This window comes from Thiothrix lacustris DSM 21227 (genome assembly GCF_000621325.1).
In the GTDB taxonomy this organism is placed as follows: Bacteria; Pseudomonadota; Gammaproteobacteria; order Thiotrichales; family Thiotrichaceae; genus Thiothrix; species Thiothrix lacustris.
The window spans coordinates 1-21130 of record NZ_JHYQ01000021.1 but is presented as its reverse complement, the minus strand read 5'-3'; the positions used below and the strand labels follow the sequence as shown (position 1 = coordinate 21130).

Annotated in this window: 24 protein-coding genes; 11 read left to right on the top strand and 13 right to left on the bottom strand. The window is 53.3% G+C overall.

Annotation, left to right across the window (positions count from 1 at the left end):
• Window positions 1-27 precede the first annotated feature (27 nt).
• Complete coding sequence (locus Q394_RS0111145) at window positions 28-717, top strand: iron-containing redox enzyme family protein (RefSeq protein WP_028489362.1); 690 nt, start codon at window positions 28-30, stop codon at window positions 715-717.
• A 65-nt stretch (window positions 718-782) separates the two neighbouring features.
• Here Q394_RS0111145 and Q394_RS0111140 read toward each other — a convergent pair whose 3' ends face one another.
• The 3 genes from Q394_RS0111140 to bioA all read right to left on the bottom strand — a co-directional run bounded on the left by Q394_RS0111140 (window position 783) and on the right by bioA (window position 4211).
• Complete coding sequence (locus Q394_RS0111140) at window positions 783-1457, bottom strand: hypothetical protein (protein ID WP_028489361.1); 675 nt, start codon at window positions 1455-1457, stop codon at window positions 783-785.
• 300 nt (window positions 1458-1757) lie between these two features.
• Window positions 1758-2762, bottom strand: a complete 1005-nt coding sequence (locus Q394_RS21950) for an Lcl domain-containing protein (RefSeq protein ID WP_084260438.1) — start codon at window positions 2760-2762, stop codon at window positions 1758-1760.
• A gap of 138 nt (window positions 2763-2900) precedes the next feature.
• Window positions 2901-4211: an adenosylmethionine--8-amino-7-oxononanoate transaminase gene (gene bioA, locus Q394_RS0111125; protein ID WP_028489358.1), complete on the bottom strand. Its 1311-nt coding sequence runs from the start codon at window positions 4209-4211 to the stop codon at window positions 2901-2903.
• A 151-nt stretch (window positions 4212-4362) separates the two neighbouring features.
• Here bioA and Q394_RS21490 point away from each other — a divergent pair, with 151 nt between their 5' ends.
• The 8 genes from Q394_RS21490 (at window position 4363) to Q394_RS0111085 (ending at window position 10341) form a co-directional block, all read left to right on the top strand.
• Window positions 4363-4980, top strand: a complete 618-nt coding sequence (locus tag Q394_RS21490) for a lytic transglycosylase domain-containing protein (protein ID WP_051543301.1) — start codon at window positions 4363-4365, stop codon at window positions 4978-4980.
• Window positions 4981-5054: 74 nt separating this feature from the next.
• Complete coding sequence (locus tag Q394_RS0111115) at window positions 5055-5378, top strand: hypothetical protein (protein ID WP_028489357.1); 324 nt, start codon at window positions 5055-5057, stop codon at window positions 5376-5378.
• Between the two features lie 6 nt (window positions 5379-5384).
• Complete coding sequence (locus tag Q394_RS0111110) at window positions 5385-6086, top strand: prolipoprotein diacylglyceryl transferase (RefSeq protein WP_028489356.1); 702 nt, start codon at window positions 5385-5387, stop codon at window positions 6084-6086.
• Window positions 6076-7446: a radical SAM protein gene (locus Q394_RS0111105; protein ID WP_028489355.1), complete on the top strand. Its 1371-nt coding sequence runs from the start codon at window positions 6076-6078 to the stop codon at window positions 7444-7446. The genes Q394_RS0111110 and Q394_RS0111105 overlap by 11 nt, the downstream gene beginning before the upstream one ends.
• Before the next feature lie 154 nt (window positions 7447-7600).
• Complete coding sequence (locus tag Q394_RS19940; RefSeq protein WP_051543297.1) at window positions 7601-8194, top strand: RNA polymerase sigma factor; 594 nt, start codon at window positions 7601-7603, stop codon at window positions 8192-8194.
• The gene (locus Q394_RS21485; protein ID WP_051543295.1) at window positions 8181-8660 is read left to right on the top strand and encodes a cupin domain-containing protein; all 480 of its coding nucleotides are present in this window, start codon (window positions 8181-8183) and stop codon (window positions 8658-8660) included. The genes Q394_RS19940 and Q394_RS21485 overlap by 14 nt, the downstream gene beginning before the upstream one ends.
• Window positions 8661-8672: 12 nt before the next feature.
• Window positions 8673-9521: an alpha/beta hydrolase gene (locus tag Q394_RS0111090; protein WP_028489354.1), complete on the top strand. Its 849-nt coding sequence runs from the start codon at window positions 8673-8675 to the stop codon at window positions 9519-9521.
• A 28-nt stretch (window positions 9522-9549) separates the two neighbouring features.
• Window positions 9550-10341 carry an MBL fold metallo-hydrolase gene (locus tag Q394_RS0111085; RefSeq protein WP_028489353.1) on the top strand — a complete coding sequence of 264 codons (792 nt, stop codon included), beginning with the start codon at window positions 9550-9552 and terminating at the stop codon, window positions 10339-10341.
• A gap of 2 nt (window positions 10342-10343) precedes the next feature.
• Here Q394_RS0111085 and Q394_RS0111080 read toward each other — a convergent pair whose 3' ends face one another.
• Together Q394_RS0111080 and Q394_RS0111075 are read right to left on the bottom strand one after the other, a co-directional pair.
• Window positions 10344-10673, bottom strand: coding sequence for a type II toxin-antitoxin system PemK/MazF family toxin (locus tag Q394_RS0111080; RefSeq protein WP_028489352.1), 330 nt, complete (start codon window positions 10671-10673; stop codon window positions 10344-10346).
• Window positions 10670-10903, bottom strand: coding sequence for a hypothetical protein (locus Q394_RS0111075; protein WP_028489351.1), 234 nt, complete (start codon window positions 10901-10903; stop codon window positions 10670-10672). The genes Q394_RS0111080 and Q394_RS0111075 overlap by 4 nt, the downstream gene beginning before the upstream one ends.
• A gap of 195 nt (window positions 10904-11098) precedes the next feature.
• On the opposite strand from Q394_RS0111075, the gene Q394_RS19930 reads away from it, so the two are divergent.
• Window positions 11099-12001, top strand: a complete 903-nt coding sequence (locus Q394_RS19930; protein WP_051543293.1) for an ATP-binding protein — start codon at window positions 11099-11101, stop codon at window positions 11999-12001.
• 24 nt (window positions 12002-12025) lie between these two features.
• Here the strand turns inward: Q394_RS19930 and Q394_RS0111065 are convergent, their stop codons facing one another.
• The 4 genes from Q394_RS0111065 to Q394_RS0111050 are packed head-to-tail and all read right to left on the bottom strand — an operon-like array spanning window position 12026 to window position 16004.
• Window positions 12026-13174, bottom strand: coding sequence for a HupE/UreJ family protein (locus Q394_RS0111065; protein WP_084260437.1), 1149 nt, complete (start codon window positions 13172-13174; stop codon window positions 12026-12028).
• Entirely contained in the window at window positions 13171-14205 is a 1035-nt protein-coding gene (locus Q394_RS19925; protein WP_051543292.1) for a tetratricopeptide repeat protein, read from the bottom strand. Before Q394_RS19925 ends, Q394_RS0111065 begins: the two co-directional genes overlap by 4 nt.
• Window positions 14206-14207: 2 nt before the next feature.
• Window positions 14208-14507, bottom strand: coding sequence for a hypothetical protein (locus tag Q394_RS0111055; RefSeq protein ID WP_028489349.1), 300 nt, complete (start codon window positions 14505-14507; stop codon window positions 14208-14210).
• 12 nt (window positions 14508-14519) lie between these two features.
• Complete coding sequence (locus Q394_RS0111050) at window positions 14520-16004, bottom strand: DUF4331 domain-containing protein (RefSeq protein ID WP_038141252.1); 1485 nt, start codon at window positions 16002-16004, stop codon at window positions 14520-14522.
• A gap of 135 nt (window positions 16005-16139) precedes the next feature.
• On the opposite strand from Q394_RS0111050, the gene Q394_RS0111045 reads away from it, so the two are divergent.
• Entirely contained in the window at window positions 16140-17666 is a 1527-nt protein-coding gene (locus Q394_RS0111045) for an FMN-binding glutamate synthase family protein (RefSeq protein ID WP_028489347.1), read from the top strand.
• Here Q394_RS0111045 and Q394_RS0111040 read toward each other — a convergent pair.
• From Q394_RS0111040 to Q394_RS21945, 4 genes are all read right to left on the bottom strand, one after another.
• Window positions 17663-18268 (bottom strand): 2OG-Fe(II) oxygenase, encoded by a 606-nt coding sequence (locus tag Q394_RS0111040; RefSeq protein ID WP_028489346.1) that lies wholly within the window; start codon window positions 18266-18268, stop codon window positions 17663-17665. The genes Q394_RS0111045 and Q394_RS0111040 overlap by 4 nt on opposite strands.
• Entirely contained in the window at window positions 18265-19482 is a 1218-nt protein-coding gene (ubiH, locus tag Q394_RS0111035) for a 2-octaprenyl-6-methoxyphenyl hydroxylase (RefSeq protein WP_038141249.1), read from the bottom strand. Before ubiH ends, Q394_RS0111040 begins: the two co-directional genes overlap by 4 nt.
• Before the next feature lie 80 nt (window positions 19483-19562).
• A complete protein-coding gene (locus tag Q394_RS0111030; protein WP_028489344.1) occupies window positions 19563-20918 on the bottom strand; it encodes a mechanosensitive ion channel domain-containing protein in 1356 nt (451 codons plus the stop codon).
• 62 nt (window positions 20919-20980) lie between these two features.
• Window positions 20981-21097, bottom strand: coding sequence for a zinc ribbon domain-containing protein (locus Q394_RS21945; protein ID WP_425426750.1), 117 nt, complete (start codon window positions 21095-21097; stop codon window positions 20981-20983).
• Between the last annotated feature and the right edge of the window lie 33 nt (window positions 21098-21130).

The following is a 21130-nucleotide window of genomic DNA, read 5'->3' as shown; positions in this document are numbered from 1 at the left end:
CTACCCCATTTTAGAAGGCACTAGCACATGAACGCACCTGTTTTCCTGCAAGAACTCAAAGAACGCGTCAATCAGCACCCTTTTTTGCGTCACCCATTCCTACACCAGTTTTCCACACAAGCCCTGACGTTTGAACAGGCACGCACTTTTGCGCTGCTGTATTACCCGCATATTTTACGCACGCGCCTGTATCAAGCCAACGCGCTGGGCGTAACGCCAGATGAACGCATTCAGGCGGTATTGGCGGATATTTTGTACGATGAATACGGCAACGGCGACCCGTCAAAATCACACATGGAAGTTTACCGCAAATTGCTGCGGGCGCTGGATTTCAGTGACGCAGAGATGGCCCACGCCCCCATCACCCCCGAACAGCAAGGCTACATCGACACCATGATGCGCGTGACCCAAGGCACCGATTGGCTAGCAGCCGTCGGCGTCGCAGGCATTGCCGGGGAATGGCCAATTCCACCCTATTACCGCATGTTGCTGACCGGCTTGCGTACCGTCCCCGGCATTAGCGAAGACGCGCTGGAATTGTTTGTCGGACACATCGAACTCGATCTTGAACACTCGCGCATGATCGAAGACACCATCCTGCCGCATCTAGGAACCCGCGAGGGACAAACCTCCCTCTGGCGCGGTATTGAGTTGAATTTGAATGCGCGGCTGGTGCAGCTTAGCGGCTTGCAGCGTGAGGTGTTTGGCAACGTCTAAGCAACACAGCCGCTGTGGATGATAAATTTCACCCCAGCGGACAGAGGAACGCCGGTGAGAATACCTTACGGTGAGCTTGGCACTGTTAGCAGCGACTCACTAACCAGAGGTGCTGTTCCATTAAGTGAAATAGCGGGTGCCATGTTGATACTACTCATGCCTGACTGATCAACGGCTTTAGCACTACGTACCGCTTGATTCGCTTCAGCAGCAATGTTACCCGGCATACACAAACGGATGTAGCCTTGTAAGGCATTAAAAGCGCCCACCTTGTTGGTGTACTGATTGGTATGAATGCGTTCCACATACTGCTGCTGCATGGTATGCACCAAATTGCGCACAGAGGAGGCTTCCAGCCCTGCTAACGCATCCTCATTCAAGGTATCAAAACCCGCACGAGCATAACCAAACGCTGCTGCCGTCAAAGCCAGTTCACGTGCACTGGCTTTGGCAATACCCATCACCCCGTTGGTAAAAGTACCGGATTGCCCCAGCAAACTGCTCTCACGCTGGCTTCCCTGCTTAGACCAATTCACCGCATCCAGGTAATTTTCACACTTCTGATTGGAATATTGCACACCCGCCATGATCACCTGATTCCACTCTTCTGTGCTCGTTGGCTGATCCGGCAAACCCGCCAAGGTCAGTAATGACTGATAGACGGCCTCTTGATTAGCCGCATACGTGGCAATTTCATCTGAACTCAGATTGGCATCTGAACCACTATTTAAATCCTTCATATGGCCTATGGTAGAACATCCTGTAATACCTGACAGACTCGCAATGAATAACACCATACTACGCTTGATTAATTGGCAATTTTTATTATGCATAAATCAACTATCCCTATTGATAAATAAAACGTGAACCTCGCAGCGTATTTATAGCATAATTTCTAATCATCACAGGCAAAAGATTAATGATATCCGCCCCTCTTTAACTGATCAGTTAATAGGAGCATTATTGAATAGCTTCAGTTAATACTGGAGTTGGGATAACCTCATTACTCCAGATCATAAATTTTATTAAATATAATGTAATTATTGATTACTGACGCTTAATACCCTGCATTCAAAATCATAATCTTGCATATCAATACTTAAAGCATTCTGCAAATCAGCACCTGCGGGTACTTCCAAGCCAAAGTGGACGCCTTGGTAATGTCCTGACGTTGCCTTGGCAATGCAATAAGGCACATCTGTTTTCACAGAAAAAGCTATCACATTAATGTGTGGCGGTGTGTCATGTGGCTCAGCAATTCCTGCCATATCACTGGCGGTCGGCAAATGCCATGTTGTGTGACCACAGATGCCATAAGCATTCAGCGTTTCTATATAAGACATGGGGTTACAAGCGGATATCCCGACACAAGGATAGTCAGTACCTGCTGGTGATAAACCAGCGGAACCGTTATACCGATAGAGCCAATCTCTGTCACGCAAGCCACCGTCATCGGTCTTCACCTCCCAAATCAACCCGGTTCTGGCATCTAGCAAACAACTCCACACACTTGCATCAGCTGGCAATGTTGAACCATTGTCCGCCAGTTTAGTGAAATAAGGCGGTAAACTAGCGCCGGTTGTACTCGCATTAGCAGAACCACCACCAACGTCGCTACTACCCATACCAGTGGTTCCCGTGTTACTAACATCACCAGAAACACCAACAGCACTAACGGTACCGGTTGTGCCTGTACCACTTCCCGTAGTGCTAACACCACCAGAAACACCAACAGCACTAACGGTACCGATTGTGCCTGTACCACTTCCCGTAGTGCTAACACCACCAGAAACACCAACAGCACTACCGGTTCCTGTACTAGCAGCAGTTGCACCAGAAGCACTCGTCAATCCTGTAGAACCCGTACTCGCCGTCACAGGTGCATCTGTCGTTCCCGTTGTATTGCTCGCTGATTCAGATGAACCATTATTACCGCTACAAGCCCCCAGCAAGACAGACAACAGAATACTCGTCGCTACCACATTTGCTTTCTTAACGGCTAATTCATCATTATAAGATTTTATTGGAAAAGTTATTATACTCATCAGCTATACTCCTCGCTCATCGTCAAGTTAATAGAATTAACAATATAAGCTAAAAATACACCAACAACACTCAAAACCATCATCCAACTTAATGATGAAAAAAACCCAGAAATTAATCCGCATCAATACATTAATCAATCAAATCGGCGATAGGGATTCTAATGCAGATAAAATCACAGAATACGCCTGAACCAGTTCTTGTTCATTAATACAATACGGTGGCAATAAGTAAACCACATTACCTAAAGGACGCAATAATAAACCACGCTCATGGAAAAACGCTTTGAGGTACGCCCCGATTGGCGAGGTATAACCTGCATCCGCTACCGCCACGTCAAACGCAGCAATCGTCCCCATCACCCGTACCCGTTGCACCATCGGGTGTGCTGCCAATGTTGCCAATCCTTGGCGATGCCATGCTTCAATAAGTGGCAATTTCGCCAAGGTTTGCTCATCCTCAAACACTTGCAGCGAAGCTAATGCCGCCGCACATCCCAGCGGATTAGCGGTAAACGAATGCCCGTGTACCAGCGCCCGATCAAAACTATCGCCCAGAAACGCAGCATAAATCGCCTCAGTCGCCACCGTCACCGACATGGGCAGAAAACCCGCCGTCAGCCCTTTCGACAGGCAAATAATATCCGGGGTCACCTGCGCTTTGAGGCTGGCGAACATAGCACCCGTGCGTCCAAAGCCGGTCATGACTTCATCGAAAATCAGCAGGATACCAGCGGCACGCAACCGCGCTGCTAAGGCTTGCAGGAATTCGGGGCGGCACATACGCATTCCCGATGACCCTTGAATCAGCGGCTCCATGATCACTGCTGCAAGGGTATTGCCGTGGGCGGCGAGGTACTCATCCAACCGAACCAATGCAGCCTGTTCTTTCGCCTCAACCTCAGTGTCGCCATCCCATGTTTCTGGGAAAGGCAGCAAGCCGACCTCAAACAATAAGCTCCCGTAGGTATTGAAGAATCCGCTGCCCTTCCCCGCTGACATCGCGCCGACTGTATCGCCGTGGTAACCACCTTCAAACGCAAGGAAACGAGTGCGCTGGCCTTCGCCGTGGTTGCGCCAATATTGCAGCGCCATTTTCAACGCCACCTCTACCGCTGTGGAACCGTCGTCACTGAAGAACACGCGGTTTAGCCCCTTGGGTAAACGTTGCACCAGTTCGTGCGCCAATTGCGCAGCGGGTTGATGGGTGAATCCGGCGAAAATCACTTGTTCCAGCGTGTGGGCTTGCTTGGCAATCGCTGCGGCAATGGTGGGGTGCGCATGGCCATGCAGGTTCACCCACCACGAAGAAATCAGGTCGAGAAACTCCCGCCCGTCTTCAGCGTAAAGATGAATGCCTTTTGCCGAAGTGATGGGAATAGCGTCGGGCGCAGTCTGGGCTTGGGTGAAGGGATGCCAGACGTGGCGGCGGTCGAGGTCAATAACATTCATGCGAATCAAGTACCTTTCGTTTCTGACACAGCCTGAATAGCTTACACAAGCCCCCCCTTAAACGACAACAATTCAAGCAAAGCCTGTTAGTAATAAAAGTTATGGGCTAGAATGGTTCGAGTCTTCTTATAGTAGTGATTGTGTTTTATTCATGGAAATAAAGAAATTTGCCAAGCAACTCGGTGCGTCGATTGCTTTGCTGAGTGTGTCGGTCAGCAGTTTTGCTGGGTCGTGTGATCAACAACAGGTAAGCGTCCTGCACCAAAAAGCCTACGCTTACAATGAGGCCATTAACAACTCTGCCATCAAATACCGCGTCAACCCTGCCTTGATCAAAGCCGTGATTACCGCTGAAAGTTGCTTCCGCAATGAAGCCAAGTCCCACAAGGGTGCAGGTGGTTTAATGCAGCTTATCCCCGCAACGGCCAAGCGCTTTGGGGTAAATGACCGCTTCGACCCTGCTGAAAACATTGATGGAGGCACACGCTATTTACGCTGGCTCCTCAATCGTTATGGTGGCAGCATGCCCCATGCTATTGCGGCCTACAATGCCGGTGAAGGACGTGTTGACCGTTATGGTGCGAACGTGCCGATTGAAGAAACTGCGGTTTATACCCGCCGTGTATTGAATGCCTATAGCAAACTGGCGAGCAATGGAAGACCCGTTCAGCGCAATACTGTGAAAGCGACACCCATCCCCGTTGCTGCACCTGTTAAGCCTGCACCAGTCAAAAAAGATGACCGCTGGAAATGGGATGAGTTCTCCTGATAGCGCAAACCGCTAACACCTGAATCCCAATTTATCCCATACTCCTTCAATACACGACGATTGAAGGAGTCATCATGACATCAAATACCTATTCATTAGGCTGGAGCCTTGTGTTCTGGCTGCTGTGGTCAGCGGGCTTGCTGGCTTTATTACTGTTCGGATTTTTTCTTTTAGTCACGGCAACGAATGCCCCACTAGCATCAAGTTGGAACGCGCTGATTGTGCTGGCGGAAGGCTTTTTGCTATTCAAAACTGCCCGGCATTTTGTTCGCAAGGATAAACCAGCATCCGAACTGTTATTGCTGGCCGCTGTAGCCGCCATTGGCATTCCGCTGCTGGCAACCGGCGGATGCATCATGGTCGATAATGTTGGCGGTGGCTTGCGCATTGGGGGCTAAACCAGCGTGATTATCCACTTTGTCTTTGATTTGCTAGCCTTGGCAAGCAGCGTGCTGATGAGCCTCTGGTTCCGGCGCAAGGTTGGGCTGCCACGCCCGGCGGGGATCACCCAAGCCGCACAACACCATTACTACCTGCTGGCCTTGCTACTGGGATTAGTCGTAGGCAGTACACTGTTCGGCACGCTCAACTTGCACTTGTCCGGTCATGCGGGTACTGCCAAAAGCCTGTTGGGTGGCGTGTTTGGCGCAATTGTGGCGGCGGAAGTGTTCAAGTATTTTGCCGGAATCCGCCAGTCGACCGGGCTGACCTTTGTACCCGGCCTGATCATGCTGATTGCTGTCGGGCGGGTCGGCTGCTTCCTTGCCGGGTTGCCGGATTTCACGTATGGCACGGAAACCAGCCTGCCGTGGGGGGTGAATTTTGGTGATGGCCTCCAGCGGCATCCGGTGCAGTTGTATGAAAGTTTTACCATGCTGGCTTTCCTCGTGGTGCTGCTGGTCAATTACCCGCGCCAGCCTGCCTTCTGGCAACGGCAAGGTTTTTACGTGTTCGTGCTGGTGTACGCTGGGCAACGCTTTATCTGGGAATTTCTCAAACCCTATCCGCCCGTATTAGCAGGCTTGAACCTGTTTCACTGGATTTGTCTGGCGCTGCTGGTGTATGCGCTGTTCATGCTCAACCGGAGTCAACACCATGTCGAATAAAGCCCGTCCGTATATTTTCTACGGGCAAACGCAATCCTTGTGTGAGGAATGCCTCGCGGTAGTGCCTGCCAAAATCCTGTTTCAGCACGGCAATGTGTATTACCAGAAACGCTGTGCGGAACACGGGGTGCAAAAGACACTGGTTTCCACCGACATTGCGTATTACAAGCGCTGCAAGGAATACCTGAAACCGGGCGACATGCCGAACACATTCCAGACCGACATCAACAAAGGTTGCCCGCACGACTGCGGCTTGTGCCCCGATCACGAACAGCATTCCTGCCTGGCGCTGTTTGAAATCATCGACGAATGCAATATGCACTGCCCAGTGTGTTTCGCCAATTCCGCGCCCGGCATGGGCAATCCGCGCAGCATGGAGGACATTGAAATCATGCTGCAAACCCTGCTAGCAAGCGAACAACAGCCCGATCTGGTGCAAGTATCTGGGGGTGAACCGACTTTGCATCCGCAATTGATGGACATTTTGCGCCGCCTCAAAGCCAGCCCGATCCGCCATTTGATGCTCAATACCAACGGCATCCGCATTGCCCGCGACCCGCATTTGGTGGAAGAACTCGCCACCCTCAAGCCGGGTTTCGAGGTTTACCTGCAATTTGATTCGCTCCAAGCTGCCGCACTGCAAAACATTCGCGGGCAAGATATGCGCAAGATTCGCCAGCAAGCACTGGAAAAGTTGGAACAGCACAATATTTCCACCACACTGGTCTGCGTGATCCGTAAAGGCGTGAATGATGCTGAAATCGGCGAGCTCATCCAGTTTGCCCAGCAATGGCAATGCGTGCGCGGCATTACTTTCCAACCCGTGCAAGATGCGGGGCGCAACGACGGCGATAAACCCGCCAACCGCATTACCCTAAGCGAAATCCGTACCCGCATCGTCGAAGCCGATAACCCGTTTGGCGATGAAGACATGATTCCACTGCCCTGCCACCCGGAAAACATTTCCATCGGCTACGGCATCAAAATGGGCGGGGAAATCGTGCCGGTGACGGGCTTGCTACCGCGCGAAGAATTGCTCAAAGGCGTAGACAACACCATTACCTTTGAAAAAAGTGCCGGGCTGAAAGACGCTTTCCTGAAACTGTTTTCGCTGGATGCGTGCAGCGAACAAACCACCGACAACCTGCAAACCCTGCTGTGTTGCCTGCCGAAAATTGAAAGCGCGGGGCTGAGTTACGACAACGTGTTCCGCATCGTCATCATGGCCTTCATGGACAAATACGATTTCGATATTGGCTCGGTGAAACGTTCCTGCACCCATTTCGTCGAACCAAACGGCAAGATTTACCCGTTTGATACCTGGAATTTGTTCTACCGTGAACAGGTGCGCGGGAAATAAGTCACCGCAACGCATCGCCAACGCAATCCACTTGGGCACTGACTTACGTACTGCCTGATACAAGCGCCTTTTTCTACAGGATTGCTACTGGAGATCGTGAGCCTGATCATCTCTATGCTAGTATTTAGGTACTTGTTTTAGTGGAGAAGTATAAATGTTGCAGGATCAGGGTGAACTCTACGTCTTGCTGGAAAAAATCCAGCGAGGCGATCAGGCAGCGCTGGGGGTATTTTACGATGCAACCGTCAGGCGCGTATTTGCCGTCGCCCTCAAAGTGACTGCCAATAAAGAACTGGCGGAAGAAATCGTCAGCGATGTATTCATGCAAGCGTGGCATAACGCATCCAGCTACAGCGCCGAACGCGCCACCCCGCTGGGCTGGTTGTTGATGATGGCACATAGCCGTTCCATCGACGCTGTGCGCAAGGAAGGCAGCGCCACCCGCAACCAAATACCGCTGGAAGACGATTACGATGTGGCCGACACCGCCATGCTTGACCCGCTGTCTAACACGCTGGGTGTGGAACAGGGTCACGAATTGGCAGAAGCCTTGAAACTACTGGATGGGCAGCAACGTCAAATGATTGCATTAGCGTTCTACCGTGGCATGAGCCACCAGGAAATCGCCGAATACACCGGCGAGCCATTGGGTACGGTGAAGACCCTCCTGCGCCGCGCCCAAAGCATTTTGCGTGCAGCACTGACAAAAACTGACCTCGTAGAAGGGGGATATTATGGCAAATCATGAAAATACAAGCGTCGCCCCGCCTGTGCTGGACGAAGACATCCTGCTGCTGTTGGCAGAGAATCAGGAGGAAGTGGAGCTTCCGCCGGAGTTAAATGCACGGATGCGCAATAACATCCTCAGCAACATTGCGCAGGAAGAAGCGGGTATTTTACCGGGTTTCACCACCGTCCGCGCCAATGAAGGCGAATGGTTTGAAGCCATGCCCGGTGCGCAAATCAAGATTTTGCATCGGGAAGGCGATTCCGGTCTGCTAACCTATTTGGCAAAACTGTCGCCCGGTTTTGAAATGCCCGGCCACCCGCACCCCTTCGATGAGGAATGCATCATGCTGGAAGGCGAATTGTGGTTCGGCGACTTACATCTGAAAGCCGGTGATTACCACTTTGCCTCCAAAGGCGTGCATCATGGCAGATTGAAAACAGAAACCGGCGCGTTGGCCTTTTTGAAAGGTGCGTTACCCGCTTAAGGAGATAGCAAGATGAAAACAGGGTTTGCCATTATAGTCGTTTTCATCTTGCTGACTGCTGTCGGGTGCAGCACCTTGAAATCCACCGATGTGTTGAATTTTGTCCTGCCAACCGACGGCTATACGCTTAAACACGCCACCTACGCCAGCGGTGAACGCCATGATATGGATATTTACCTTCCCAAAGCGGCGACAGACAAGCCACCGATTGTGTTTGTCTTCGGCGGGGCATGGCGGGAAGGCGACAAGGCCGATTTTACCTTTGTTGCGCAAGCACTGACCGGGTTGGGCTATCCCGTCATTATCCCCAATTACCGCCTGTATCCGCAGGTGCGTTTCCCCGCTTTCATTGACGATGTGGCGGATGCTATCCGCTATACTGAGGTGAATGCCCAACGTTTGCTGGGCAAGCCGTTGCAGCGTTATATCCTGATGGGACATTCTTCCGGCGCACACACGGCAGCGCTACTGGCAACGGATACACACTACGTGCAGGAACGCGGCGTTACTGCACGCTTGGCAGGTTTGATTGCACTGGCGGGGCCTTACGATTTGCCGCTGGATGACCCGGAAGTGATCCCCGTTTTCCCCAAGGCTGACCCGCAAGTGGTGAAGCCGGTGAGGAATGTTCACCCCGGTATGCCGCCGGTATGGTTACTGCATGGCGAAGCGGATACCCGTGTACGCCCGCTGCATACCCGCCGCTTTGCCACAGCCTTGCAACAAGCGGGCGTGCCGGTGCAGGTGAAACTGTACCCCGGTGTCGATCATGTGCAGATTATTGGCAGTCTGGCAGCGCCGTTGCGGTTGCTTAGCCCTAGCTACGGCGATGTTCAGCAATTTCTCGCAACCATCCCGTAAACCCTCTTTAGGCAACAGGAGAAAACAAATGATATTCAAACAACTTTTCGAGCAAGACTCCAGCACTTACACCTACCTGCTAGCCTGTGAACACACGGGCGAGTGCGTGCTGATTGACCCGGTGATTGACACGGTTGAGCGCGACTTGGCGGTATTGCAGGAGCTGGGGTTGAAGCTGACCTATACGCTGGAAACCCATATGCACGCCGACCACTTGACCGGTGCGCGTAAATTGCGGGCTTACACCGGCAGTAAAATCGTGGTTCCAGCGATGGACAAACTCGCTTGCGCCGACTTGGGTGTTGAGGAAAACCGCGTGTTCCGGGTGGGTCAGCTTGAGTTGCACCCGCTGTTTACACCGGGGCACACGGGTCATCACCACGCCTACCTGCTGGATAACGGGATGCAAAAAATCCTGTTTTCAGGCGATGCGCTGTTGATTGAAGCCTGCGGACGTACCGATTTCCAGTCAGGCGACCCCGCCACGCTGTACCAAAGCATTACCGAGAAATTCTTTACCTTGCCCAATGAAACGCTGGTTTACCCGGCGCATGACTACGAAGGCAGACAAATCACCACCATCGGGCAGGAAAAAAACCGCAACCCGCGCTTGGGTAACAACACCTCGCAGGAAGCATTTATCGCCATCATGAACGGGCTGAATCTGCCCTACCCCCGCAAGATTGATTTCGCCGTGCCGGGTAATGAAGCGGGCGGTGAATGCCCAAGCGATGTACCGGAACAGTATCGCGGCCCTTGCGAGATTACGCAGTTGCCGCAAGAACTGAGTCGACCGGGGAAAGCGGGCGATCAGGGTTGACATTAAAACCCATCAAGACCATTCAAGCTCAAAGCAAAGCTGACCGCCTGATCAACTTCAGCCAGCTTATGCGCGGAAAGCGTGGTAATCAAAGCTCCCAGCTTGCCTTTTTGCACGGTCTGGATGTGGTCAAAATTGATGGCACATTCACGGGGCATACCGTCCTGCGTGGTCAATGCCACTTCGCTGGGGATGTCGCGGATAGTGGTGGTGATAGGCGCAATCGTCACCTCACCCAAATACGGGATAATGTCGGAGCGTATCAAAATCATGACAGGGCGACGCTTGTCTGGTTCTTTGAACGTATACCAGCGAATTTCACCGCGCTTCATTCATCACCCCATGCTTGCTCATCTTCCCACACTGAAAATTCATCGGGGGCGACAGGATGACGCAGGTAGCCAGCGCGGTGTTTTTCAATCAGCTTACGTTGGTAATAAAGAGCAATGGCCATCCGCAGCGCTTCGCGGGTGAAGGCTGAACGGTTGGTGTGGCTTTCTTGGACAACCTGATCCAGTTCTATTACCAAATCATCGTCGAAGGTCATTTGCAAGGTACGCATAGCTATTTCCATGTGGATAGTTATAGCTATAGTAGCATGAGCCAGTCACCATCGGTATCTTCCCCTCGAACGATTCACCCATTCCTGACTCTATTCATCAGATTCATGCTGAAGATGCCCCGTGATGCGTTGAAAGATTTTGCTAGAATGCAGAAACAATAATCTTTCCTTTAATGCGTGCTGTGTGTGTAATTTATGCCTAACAATATCCAACAACTGATCACCCAAGGCGAAAATGCCCAGCTTGAATTCAAGTCGGCTGACGTTCAAACGCTGGATGGCAAGTATTGGCTACGAATCGGCTCAACCAACCGCACCGCAACCAAAGAGGAATTGAGTCGCCTGTTTCAGCAAGCGGGATTAGTGCATTTCGATACAGCCCCTGTTGCTGATACGGGCATTGAAGGCATCGACTTCCGGTTGGTTGACCATTACTACCGCACCTACTACGACACCGCCTTCATCGACCTGCCAGACGATGAACAGCAAAGCCTGCTGCTGAATGCCGACATTCTGACCGAACTCGAAGGTAAACAGGTGGCAACTGTGGGTGGCTTGCTGATGTTCGGCAAACAACCCCAACGCCGCCTGCCTCACAGTTCCATCATGTTTGCAGTTTTCAAAGGTAATGACATTACAGATGATCTTGTGGACAAGAAGGAAATACTGGGAACACTGCCCGAACTGATTGACAAGACCGTAGCCTTACTCCAGCTTTTCCTGCCAAACCCATCCGTCATTGAAGGCACTCGCCGCAGTGAAACCGTGCTGGTTCCGCTCAAAGTCTTGCGTGAGGCGATGGTGAACGCTGTTGCCCACCGCGATTACTCCCTCAGCCAGCGTAAAATACAGGTGCATGTCTACAGTAACAGGATTGAAATCACATCCCCCGGTAAGCTCGCTAATACCCTGACACTGACGAAAATCCGCTACGGAAACTCCGCCCCGCGCAATATCTTCCTGATGAAATACCTCGATAACCTACGCTACTTCGACGGTTTGGGCAGGGGAATTCCCATGATGCTGAAGTTAATGCAGGAACGGATTACGTTTGAGGAAATTGGCGAATTGTTCCGCGTAACATTACGCTTTTCCTGAATAGATAAGCGTTTTTTAAACTCCTCACGACCACAGAAGCTTGGTATTAAACGCCCGCTCCACAAACCACAACCCCGCCAACACCACGGTAATACTCGCCGCCCCGTTCAGCACACCCACCCGGTAAAAGCGGGTCGGGCGCAACAAGTAAGCCAGCGGGAACACCAGTAACACCAGCAGCAATTGCCCCAGTTCCACCCCGACATTAAAGCCGAACAGCGCTTCCGCCAGTGCTCCGGCAGGCATTTGCAGATCCCTCAGCACACTGGCAAAACCAAAACCGTGCAGCAGCCCGAACACAAACGCCAGCTTCCAGTGATCATGGGTAATGATGGGGTACAGGATATTCACCGCCACCACAATGATCGACAGCGCAATCGCCGCTTCCACCAAGCGCGAGGGCAAATCCACCACACCCAGCACCGCCAACGACAAGGTAATGGAATGCGCCACCGTGAACGCCGTAATCACCTTCAGCAAATTCATCAAAGCCGGGCGGAACGATTCCACCTGTTCCCATTGGCGTTTTTTCAACACCAGCACAGCAGGCAGGATCAGCATGGCAATGAACAGCAAATGGTCGAACCCTATCAAGATGTGGTAGACCCCTTCACGGATATACGTCAGCAAAACCGACAACCAACCACTGTTTTGCACGGTCAATTCCTGCGTGGGGTGGTCGGTGGAAAAAATGTAGGAAGCCGCCCCCGAATCTGCCCGCTGATCCAGCAGGATACCCCGGTGCGTCGGGTCAATATCAAACAGCAGGCTATATTCCACCTGCAAGGCTCCACTGGCAGTAGCCGGGCAACCCGCGTCCATCATTACCACCGCATAACCGCCGTCGGTATGGGTTTCGGTTTGCAAACCTGTGGTCTGGGGCTGGCAGGCCGTGCCGCCCTGTTGCAGATGCAAACGGCTGAGGGCGTAAGCATCCAGCGCGGCCTGTTTGCGTTGCAATTCGCCCCACGTAATCTTGCCGTCAGCATCGCTGTCCAGCCCGATAGCCTGTTCCAGATCGCGCAATGCAATATCCCAGCGCAAGCCGGTCTTACCGTCCGGCTGATCCTGCAAAAACAGGTAGCTGTCGCTGGGTTTGTGAGCGAAAGCCGCTAGTGGCAATAGCAACAAGCAGATTCCCCAGAAGTAATAGAGGTGGTGTTTCATCATCATGTTGCTGCTCCAAAAGTACGTGCATACAAGGCTTCATCCTCTGCGTGCAGCGTACTACCGCGCAGCTTGGCAGCTTGGTAGCGGGCTTCGAGCAGGGCTTGGTAGCGGGCGGTTTCAGCCGTTTGCCGAGCATCGCGGCTGGCAATGGCGAGGCGTAACAGCAGCGCATCATCGCTGGTTTTATCTTGCAAGAGCGTAATAACGTCCAACGGGCGTTGTTGGCTGATCAGGAAGTCGCTGTACACCCGCAACAGGTAATTGTCGCGACGCGGTTCGGCTAATGCCGCCTGAAAATGCTGGTCAGCTTCAGGCACTTTACCGATACGGGCAGCCGTTTCACCCAGCAAGGTGAGTACCCATTGGCGTAATTCCACTTGTTCCTTGCCCAAGGACGGCAACAGCGTGATCTGCAGGGGGTAAGCACGTTCCGCCTCACCGTTCTGGCTCATGACCTGGCTGTAACAGAGGGTCGCAAACCAGGTTGAAGCGTGCGTTGCCAGCGCGGAACAACTACGACGGGCGGCAGCATATTCCTTATTGACCAACTGAACCGTGGCAAGGGTTAACCATGCTTGGGTCTTGGCAGGATTACGTTTCACCAAATGCTCAAGGTCTTGGGTGGCGGCAACGTATTCGTGGTTATGTTGGCGGATGGTGGCACGCAACAGCAACAATTCATCGGGTGGATCGGTTTGTTGCCACCACGGTTGCAAGAGTGCGGCGGCGTAGCCGTAGTAACGCGGGTCGGACTGTTCGCGCCCGGTTTCGATATAAAGGCGGGAAAGCGCCGCGACTGTCGTCACATCTTGCGGGTTAGCACGCCATTGCGCCCGCAGGCGGCTGATGGGGTCGTTGTTTCCCCGTAGCTGGGTGGGTAACACTTCCAGCACTTCGCTCTCACTGCTTGGAATATGGGGGGCTGCCTGCAACGTGGCAGGCAAGCCCAACAGGAGGGAAAAGCACAGGACAGTGCCGTAACGCCGCCCTGTCAAAGGGGAAACAGATGAGGGTCGTATCTGTTTCAGGTTCATGGTTATTGCCCCGCTGCCCGACTGATAACCGTTTGCACGGTATCGCCCGTATTGACCGGGATAGGTGTGCCGTCAGCCGCACCAAACACGCTGGTAATGTCTTGTTGCAGACCCACGGGGTCGGTGACATCGGTTGCTTGCGCGGTCATCGAAGCATTGGCGATGGCTTGTACCCGGCTGGCGGAGGTGCTGGTTCCGCCACCGTTATCGGTCGTATTACCACCGCCGCTGCCACCACCGCAAGCGGTTAATAACGTGAGCAACACGGTGCTGGTGGAGAGTTTCCAGTATTGGCTTTTCATGACATGCCTCCCTTAGTTTGTGTTGGGTGAACCAGCCAGAGGCGTGGTCAGGTAAGGAAAGGCTTCACCAAACTGACCCGCGTTTTGCGGTGTGCCGTCGGTGTAAGGAATCGTCCCGCTAGGCGCTTGTTCCGGTGTACACAAACCCAGTGGCAGGTGGCACAGCAAGCCCATTGCAACGCGCAGTTCCGCATCTACCACGTCATCACCGGGGCGACGACCATTGGGGAAACCAGCGGAATCGCCAGCGGCTACGCCGAGGTTGTTCTGGTTAGCTTTCATGGTCGGGGCAATGCCGGTGTTAAGGCGCAGCATTTCTGCGGCTGAACCGTCAGCATTCACGCCTTTCAAGCCTGTCAGGAAAGCGGCCACCAAGTCAGGGCGGCCTTCAACCGTTGGAGCCGTCACGCCAAACAGCGCATTCAGCAGAACCGGCAGGCTGGGGTTAGTGACGTAATTCAGGAATTGCGCAGCGTCATCTTTGGGTTGGCTGGCGTTGAACAGGTTCTTGTCGGGCAGGCCAATGACCACTTCGTTGACCAGTGGCATACCGAGGCGGGAAACCTGCGTCCAAGCGCCCCCGCTGACTTTGGCTTTGAGCTTATCCGGGGTTGGGTCAAGCACGCTAACCTGTGGCAAGCTGGCGGTTGTCCATGCGCCGAAAATGCCGTTGCTGTTGCCGCCGGTTAAACAGCCGATGGGGACTTCGAGGGCAAAGGTCGTGACGTTTTTATCTGCCAATGCATCTGGTTTGGCATCCGCTGAAGCTGTCGGGTCGAGGTTCACCAAGTCAAAGATTTCCCCGAGGTTGACGGCGAAAGGATCTTTACGTTGCCCGACAAATACCCGCCCGTCTTGCGCCCCAGCCGGGCAGCCGGTCAGTTGCACGTTCTGGATGAAGCTGTGGGCGTATTGGTCATAAGCCTGTGTGCTGAAAGTTTTGCTACCCACATTGTCAAACGGTTTGGCAAAGGTGGTGCTACCGTTGGCAGCGTTAACGGCGGCGTGCTTTTCGCCGGTGCGCCGGTCGCCATTAACCATGGTCAGCTTGTAGGATTCGCGGAAATTCAGGTTGCTGGAATCCGTATCCGTAACCGCACCGATATTCTTGAGCGGGACAGGGATGTCTTTGCCACCGATCGACAAGCTAATGCCTTTGCCGTCATTGCCCAGCTCATTAGTCACTTGAAACTGGAAGGTCAGGTCTTCTTTAGCATCGCCCGTGTTGTCGATGTGGATTTCATACAGCGCATCGGGTGACAGGCTGAAATAGTTGGGGCCGCCATACGGGTCTTGCAGCGGGTTGTAGTTGGCAATCAGGGTAACGTAGCCTTCGCGCCCCCCCTCATAGCTGCGGAAAGCGTAGAAGTCAGTGGCATCAACCTTGGGGTTTTCGGTAATGAAAGGCGCTTCGCGGTGGCTGGATGCCTGTACTTGTACGGCACTGGATACTGCCAGTGTCAGGGTCGCCAGTGCCAGTGTGTGATGTGTTCTCATAGCCATTCTCCAAGAGCAGGGATAATCGGGTGATTAACGTGGTTCGTCTAAACCACTTGCTATTACTTACGGAGTACTGCTAGAAACTGGATTGGATTTTGATGAAAAAAAGTTAATCTACGATGAGAACGATAAATGAATAGCAGTATTTTCCTCGGCCTACTGGAGTTTATGGCAACCTTGTTCATTGTTGCCGTGGGGGTTTTGATACTCCTTGGCATAGGTGTTTACTTGCATGACATCCGCCAGACTAAAAGCGCGATCTTGCGCAATTACCCGGTGATCGGGCATTTTCGCTACGGGTTGGAACACATGGGGGAATTCCTGCGCCAATACTTTTTTGCGATGGACCGGGAAGAAATGCCTTTCAACCGTGCTCAACGTTCATGGGTATACCGTGCCGCCAAAAACCTGGATAACACCGTGGCGTTTGGTTCAACCATCAACCTCAATGTTCCCGGTACAACCTTGTTCGTCAACTGTGCCTATCCGGTGCTGGATACGGACATCGCCAAAACCGAGCCGCGCCGCATCGGGCCCTATTGCCGCCACCCGTATGATGCACGGTCGTTTTTCAATATTTCTGCCATGAGTTACGGTGCACTTTCCAAACCTGCACTTCGCGCCCTGTCACGTGGGGCAGCACAGGCCGGTTGCTGGCTGAATACCGGCGAAGGCGGGCTAGCAGACGTGCATCTGGAAGGGGGTTGTGACGTGGTATTTCAGATAGGCACGGCGAAATACGGGGTGCGCGATCTGGAAGGCAAACTCAGCGACACCAAATTGCGCGAAGTCGCCGCGCTTCAACAAGTCAAAATGTTCGAGCTAAAACTCAGCCAAGGCGCGAAACCGGGCAAAGGTGGCATTTTACCGGCAGAAAAAGTCAGTGAGGAAATTGCCAAAATTCGCGGCATCCCCGCACACCAAGCCTCGATCAGCCCCAACCGCCACCCGGAAATCACCAATGAGCAAGACTTACTGGACATGCTCAACCACATCCGCGAAGTGACTGGGAAGCCGGTCGGTTTCAAGGTAGTAATTGGCGGGTATCGCTGGCTGGAAAAACTCTTGCACGAAATCAACCGCCGTGGCCTCGAAAGCGCCCCCGATTTCATCACTCTCGACAGTTCGGACGGTGGCACAGGCGCAGCACCCATGAGTTTGATGGATTACGTCGGCCTGCCGATTCAGGAATCGCTGCCCAACGTGGTGGATATGCTCTACAAATTCGGCTTACGGGAACGCATCCGCATTATTGCTGCTGGGAAATTGCTGAACCCCTCGCAAGTGGCGTGGGCATTGTGTGCCGGGGCTGATTTCATCAATAACGGGCGCGGCTTTATGTTTTCACTGGGCTGTATTCAGGCCATGCAATGCAATAAAAACACCTGCCCCACCGGCATTACCACCCACGACCCGAAACTTCAGAAAGGCTTGGTGGTGGAAGACAAAGCCGCACGGGTTGCCCATTACCACCGCAATCTGGTGCATGAAGTCAGCACCGTGGCGCATTCCTGTGGTGTGCAAGAGCCGCGTGACTTGCGCCGCCAGCATTGCCGCATCGTACAAGCCGATGGCAGGATAGTGCCGCTGGATAAGCTTTACCCCTACCCCAAACGCAATGGCAAACCCGACACAGCGGGTGCGGCCAACGACGCTTAAACCAACGTGCCGCGCGTCCGTAACCAGCCCGTCAAACTGAAACGTTCCCGACGGGCAGGCAACACTTCATGCCAGAAGCGGGCACTGTCGAACAAGATCCATTGCCCGGCTTCGGGCAATAGGTCGACATATTCGCCGCCTTCTTCACCCGTGGTATACAGGCGCAATTGCCCGCCATCGGCCGTTTGCCAATCCTCATTCAGGTAGAGAATCGCGGTCACAATCCGCGCTGAAGTGCCACGAAAATTATCCAGATGCGCACGGTAGAATGCACCCGGCGCATACACGGCAAAATGCGCTTCAAACTCGAACAAGCCCAGATACAGCGCCCTATTCAGGTTTACCCGCACGGCTTCCATGAATGCCTGATAGTCCGCTAATGCCCCCGACTCAGCCTGTTCCAGCCATTGCACTTGATCACCCCGGATGGACTCGTTGACATTCAACCCCTGCCCGCGCCCGATGCCTGCCGCGCGGAACTCCCCAGCCGCCCATTGCGCTTGTGCCTGCTCACGCAAAGCTCGCACCTGAGCAAGTGTCAGCAAGCCCGGCACGACCAACCAGCCACGGTCTGCCAAACCGTCCACGATCGCATCCATCATACCTGCAAGCCCAACCCCCGCGACAAACGCGCCTGACGATGCCGTAAGCCCATGCTTTGTTGGGTAATCCAGTGGCGCAACGCGGGTACACGATCCACCGCCAGCAAGCCCCCTGCCCGTGCATGACCCAAGGGCGCAAAATCATTGGAAAAAATCCGCACCAAGGTATCCGTGTATTGCACCACCGCTTGGTAATCGGGTTGACGGCGCTGCTCATAATCCGCCAGCAAAGTAGCGTCGCCGGGGTCAGTGCCATGATGCGCCGCTTCCGCCAGCAAATCCGCCAAGGTTGCCACATCGCGCAAACCCAGGTTCAAGCCCTGCCCCGCCACCGGGTGCAGCGCGTGCGAAGAATTGCCGATCACCACCGCACGTCCTGCTACTTCGCGCACCGCTTTCTGCAATACCAAGGGGTAGGTGGCACGTTGCCCGACCCGCACGAATTCGCCTTGCCGATAGCCAAACTCAGCCTGTAACTTGCGCAGGAATGCAGCATCATCCAGCGCCATTGTTGCTGCCACATCCTCATCACGATGTGTCCACACCAATGAATAGCGGCCTTCGGTCAAAGGTAATAAGGCCAATGGGCCATTCGGGGTAAAACGTTCGTAAGCCCGCTGCTGATGAGGTTCGGCGGTGGTGACATTGGCAATCAGTGCCGTCTGGTGATACTCACGGCGGGTGGCTGCAATCCCCAGCATGTCGCGCACTGCCGAATTCGCGCCGTCAGATACCACCAGCAAACGGGTTTGCACGCTATCCACCACGCCATCGCGTTCGATACTTACCTGCACGCTGTCGGCGTCTTGCGTCACCGCAAACACTTTCGCCGGAACGATCAGCTCGATGTTGGCGTCTTGCGTCAGTTCTTCGTACAGCAGCTTGCCCAATACCCGGCTTTCTACCACATACCCCAAGGCGGGAACCTTTTCTTGTGTCGCTTCCAACCGGGTTGCACCGAAATGTCCCCGGTCAGAGATGTGGATATGCTGGATGCTTTCTACCCCGGCACGCAGCTTTTCCCACAAGCCCATGCCCTGATAAATGCGGCTGGAACCGTAAGACAAGGCGATGGAACGGTCGTCATAACTGGGCTGTTCCGCCACGCCGAAGTTGAAAGCTTCGATCAGGCCGATTTTCAGTTTCAGGGGTTTAAGCGCAACCGCAAGGCTTGCGCCGACCATGCCACCACCGACAATCAAAATATCAAACATTGCGCTTCTCACACCTTGGAATCATGCGTTCATCCTTGATGAAAGCTGTCAGGCTGTCAAGGATGAGATTGAAGCATGGCTCATTCTTTCGGGGCGTTGGCTGTCAACAGGTTTTCCGAGTCACTGGCTTGCTGTTCTTCCTGCACTTTGTCTGCAATGGTGCGGTCAGCGCTAACATCTTGCACGTCACGCCGATCTATCACAGAAGCCACCGACGGTTTCAGTGCCGTTGGCGTTTCTGTTTGCTGACTGATGCGCAAATTGTAAATCGGTTCTGGCATGACAATACTGGCTTGGTCGAATGCCTGTTTCACGCCCCGGATAGCTTCACTACGTACCTTGCCGAAGTTATGCTGGCGCTGATCAACCCAGCCGAAAATACGGAGTTGCACGTTGGAATCCCCCAAGGCTTCAATCAGCACCGCAGGCTTAGGGTCTGGCATGACACCGGGCATGATTCGCAGGGTTTCTAACGCTAGCGTCTGGGCAACCAGTAGGTTTTGATTCGTATCGACACCGACATCGAACTGGAAACGCCGTTCAGGGTTACGGGTAAAATTGGTGATAATCGCTTTGAACACCGTCGCGTTGGGGATGCGGATATGATTGCCATCCGGTGAAATCAACACGGTGGCGCGTGAATTGAGGCTGGCAACATTACCCTCGAAGTTATCAATATTCACCAAATCGTTAACTTCAAACGGGTTACGCACACTCAGCAAAATACTGGCGATGTAATTTTCCACCGTATCACGCACCGCAAAACCAACCGCTAACCCGACAATCCCCGCAGCACCCAAAATCGTGCCCAGCAAGGCGGTGGCATCCAACAGAGTCAGCGCCAACACCAACCCAAACATAATAAACACCAGATGCGTCATTTGCCCCAGCAAGTTGGCAATGAAAGCGTTCGGGCTAATGCGACGAAACAGGTTCTGCCGCCGAGAAATCCAGCCCCCCAGCATCCAAAACAACAGGAACACCAGCAAACCCAACAGGAACAGCGGCAAGGCAGCAATCGTCTGCTTGCCCATGACCAGCAACTTGTCCCAAGTATTTTGCAGGCGTTTACTCATGCTGCGGTTGATGACCAGAGCGTTTTGAACCTCCACCACGCCTTCTACTTGCTTGGCAAACTGCAAGGCTTTGGTTTCAGAAGCGCTGGAGTCGACTTCGCCATCCAGCGTTACCACGCCATTGTTGACACTGATGCTGACGGTTTTGATAGCCTCCAGCTCCCGGAAAATGCTTTGCAAGCGTTCGCGGATTTTTTTATCGCTTTGCACAGAACTGCCGGTCGAAATCACCTTGTCAGTACCCGCCACTGCGCTATCCGTCTTGCCTGTCAGCAAATTCGTCAGCTCATCCGCGTGCAAGCTGCTACTGAACAGCGGCAAACACCAGAGGAATATCCATAAGAATGCGCGTACTTTCATGTTCTCTCCCTGCTGTGATTGTATGGCAATACCTGTAGCCTATATTGACATCCTCCCCATGGCTAAAGCCGGGGGATTCCTCCTGCGAGACGGCAATGTCCTGCCGTGAGAATGTTCCGGGCTGCATTGACATCTCTGTCGTGCAGCTCCCCACAGTCGGGGCATGTCCATTCTCTTATTCCAAGTCCTGCTCTACCTTTCGGACTGTTGAC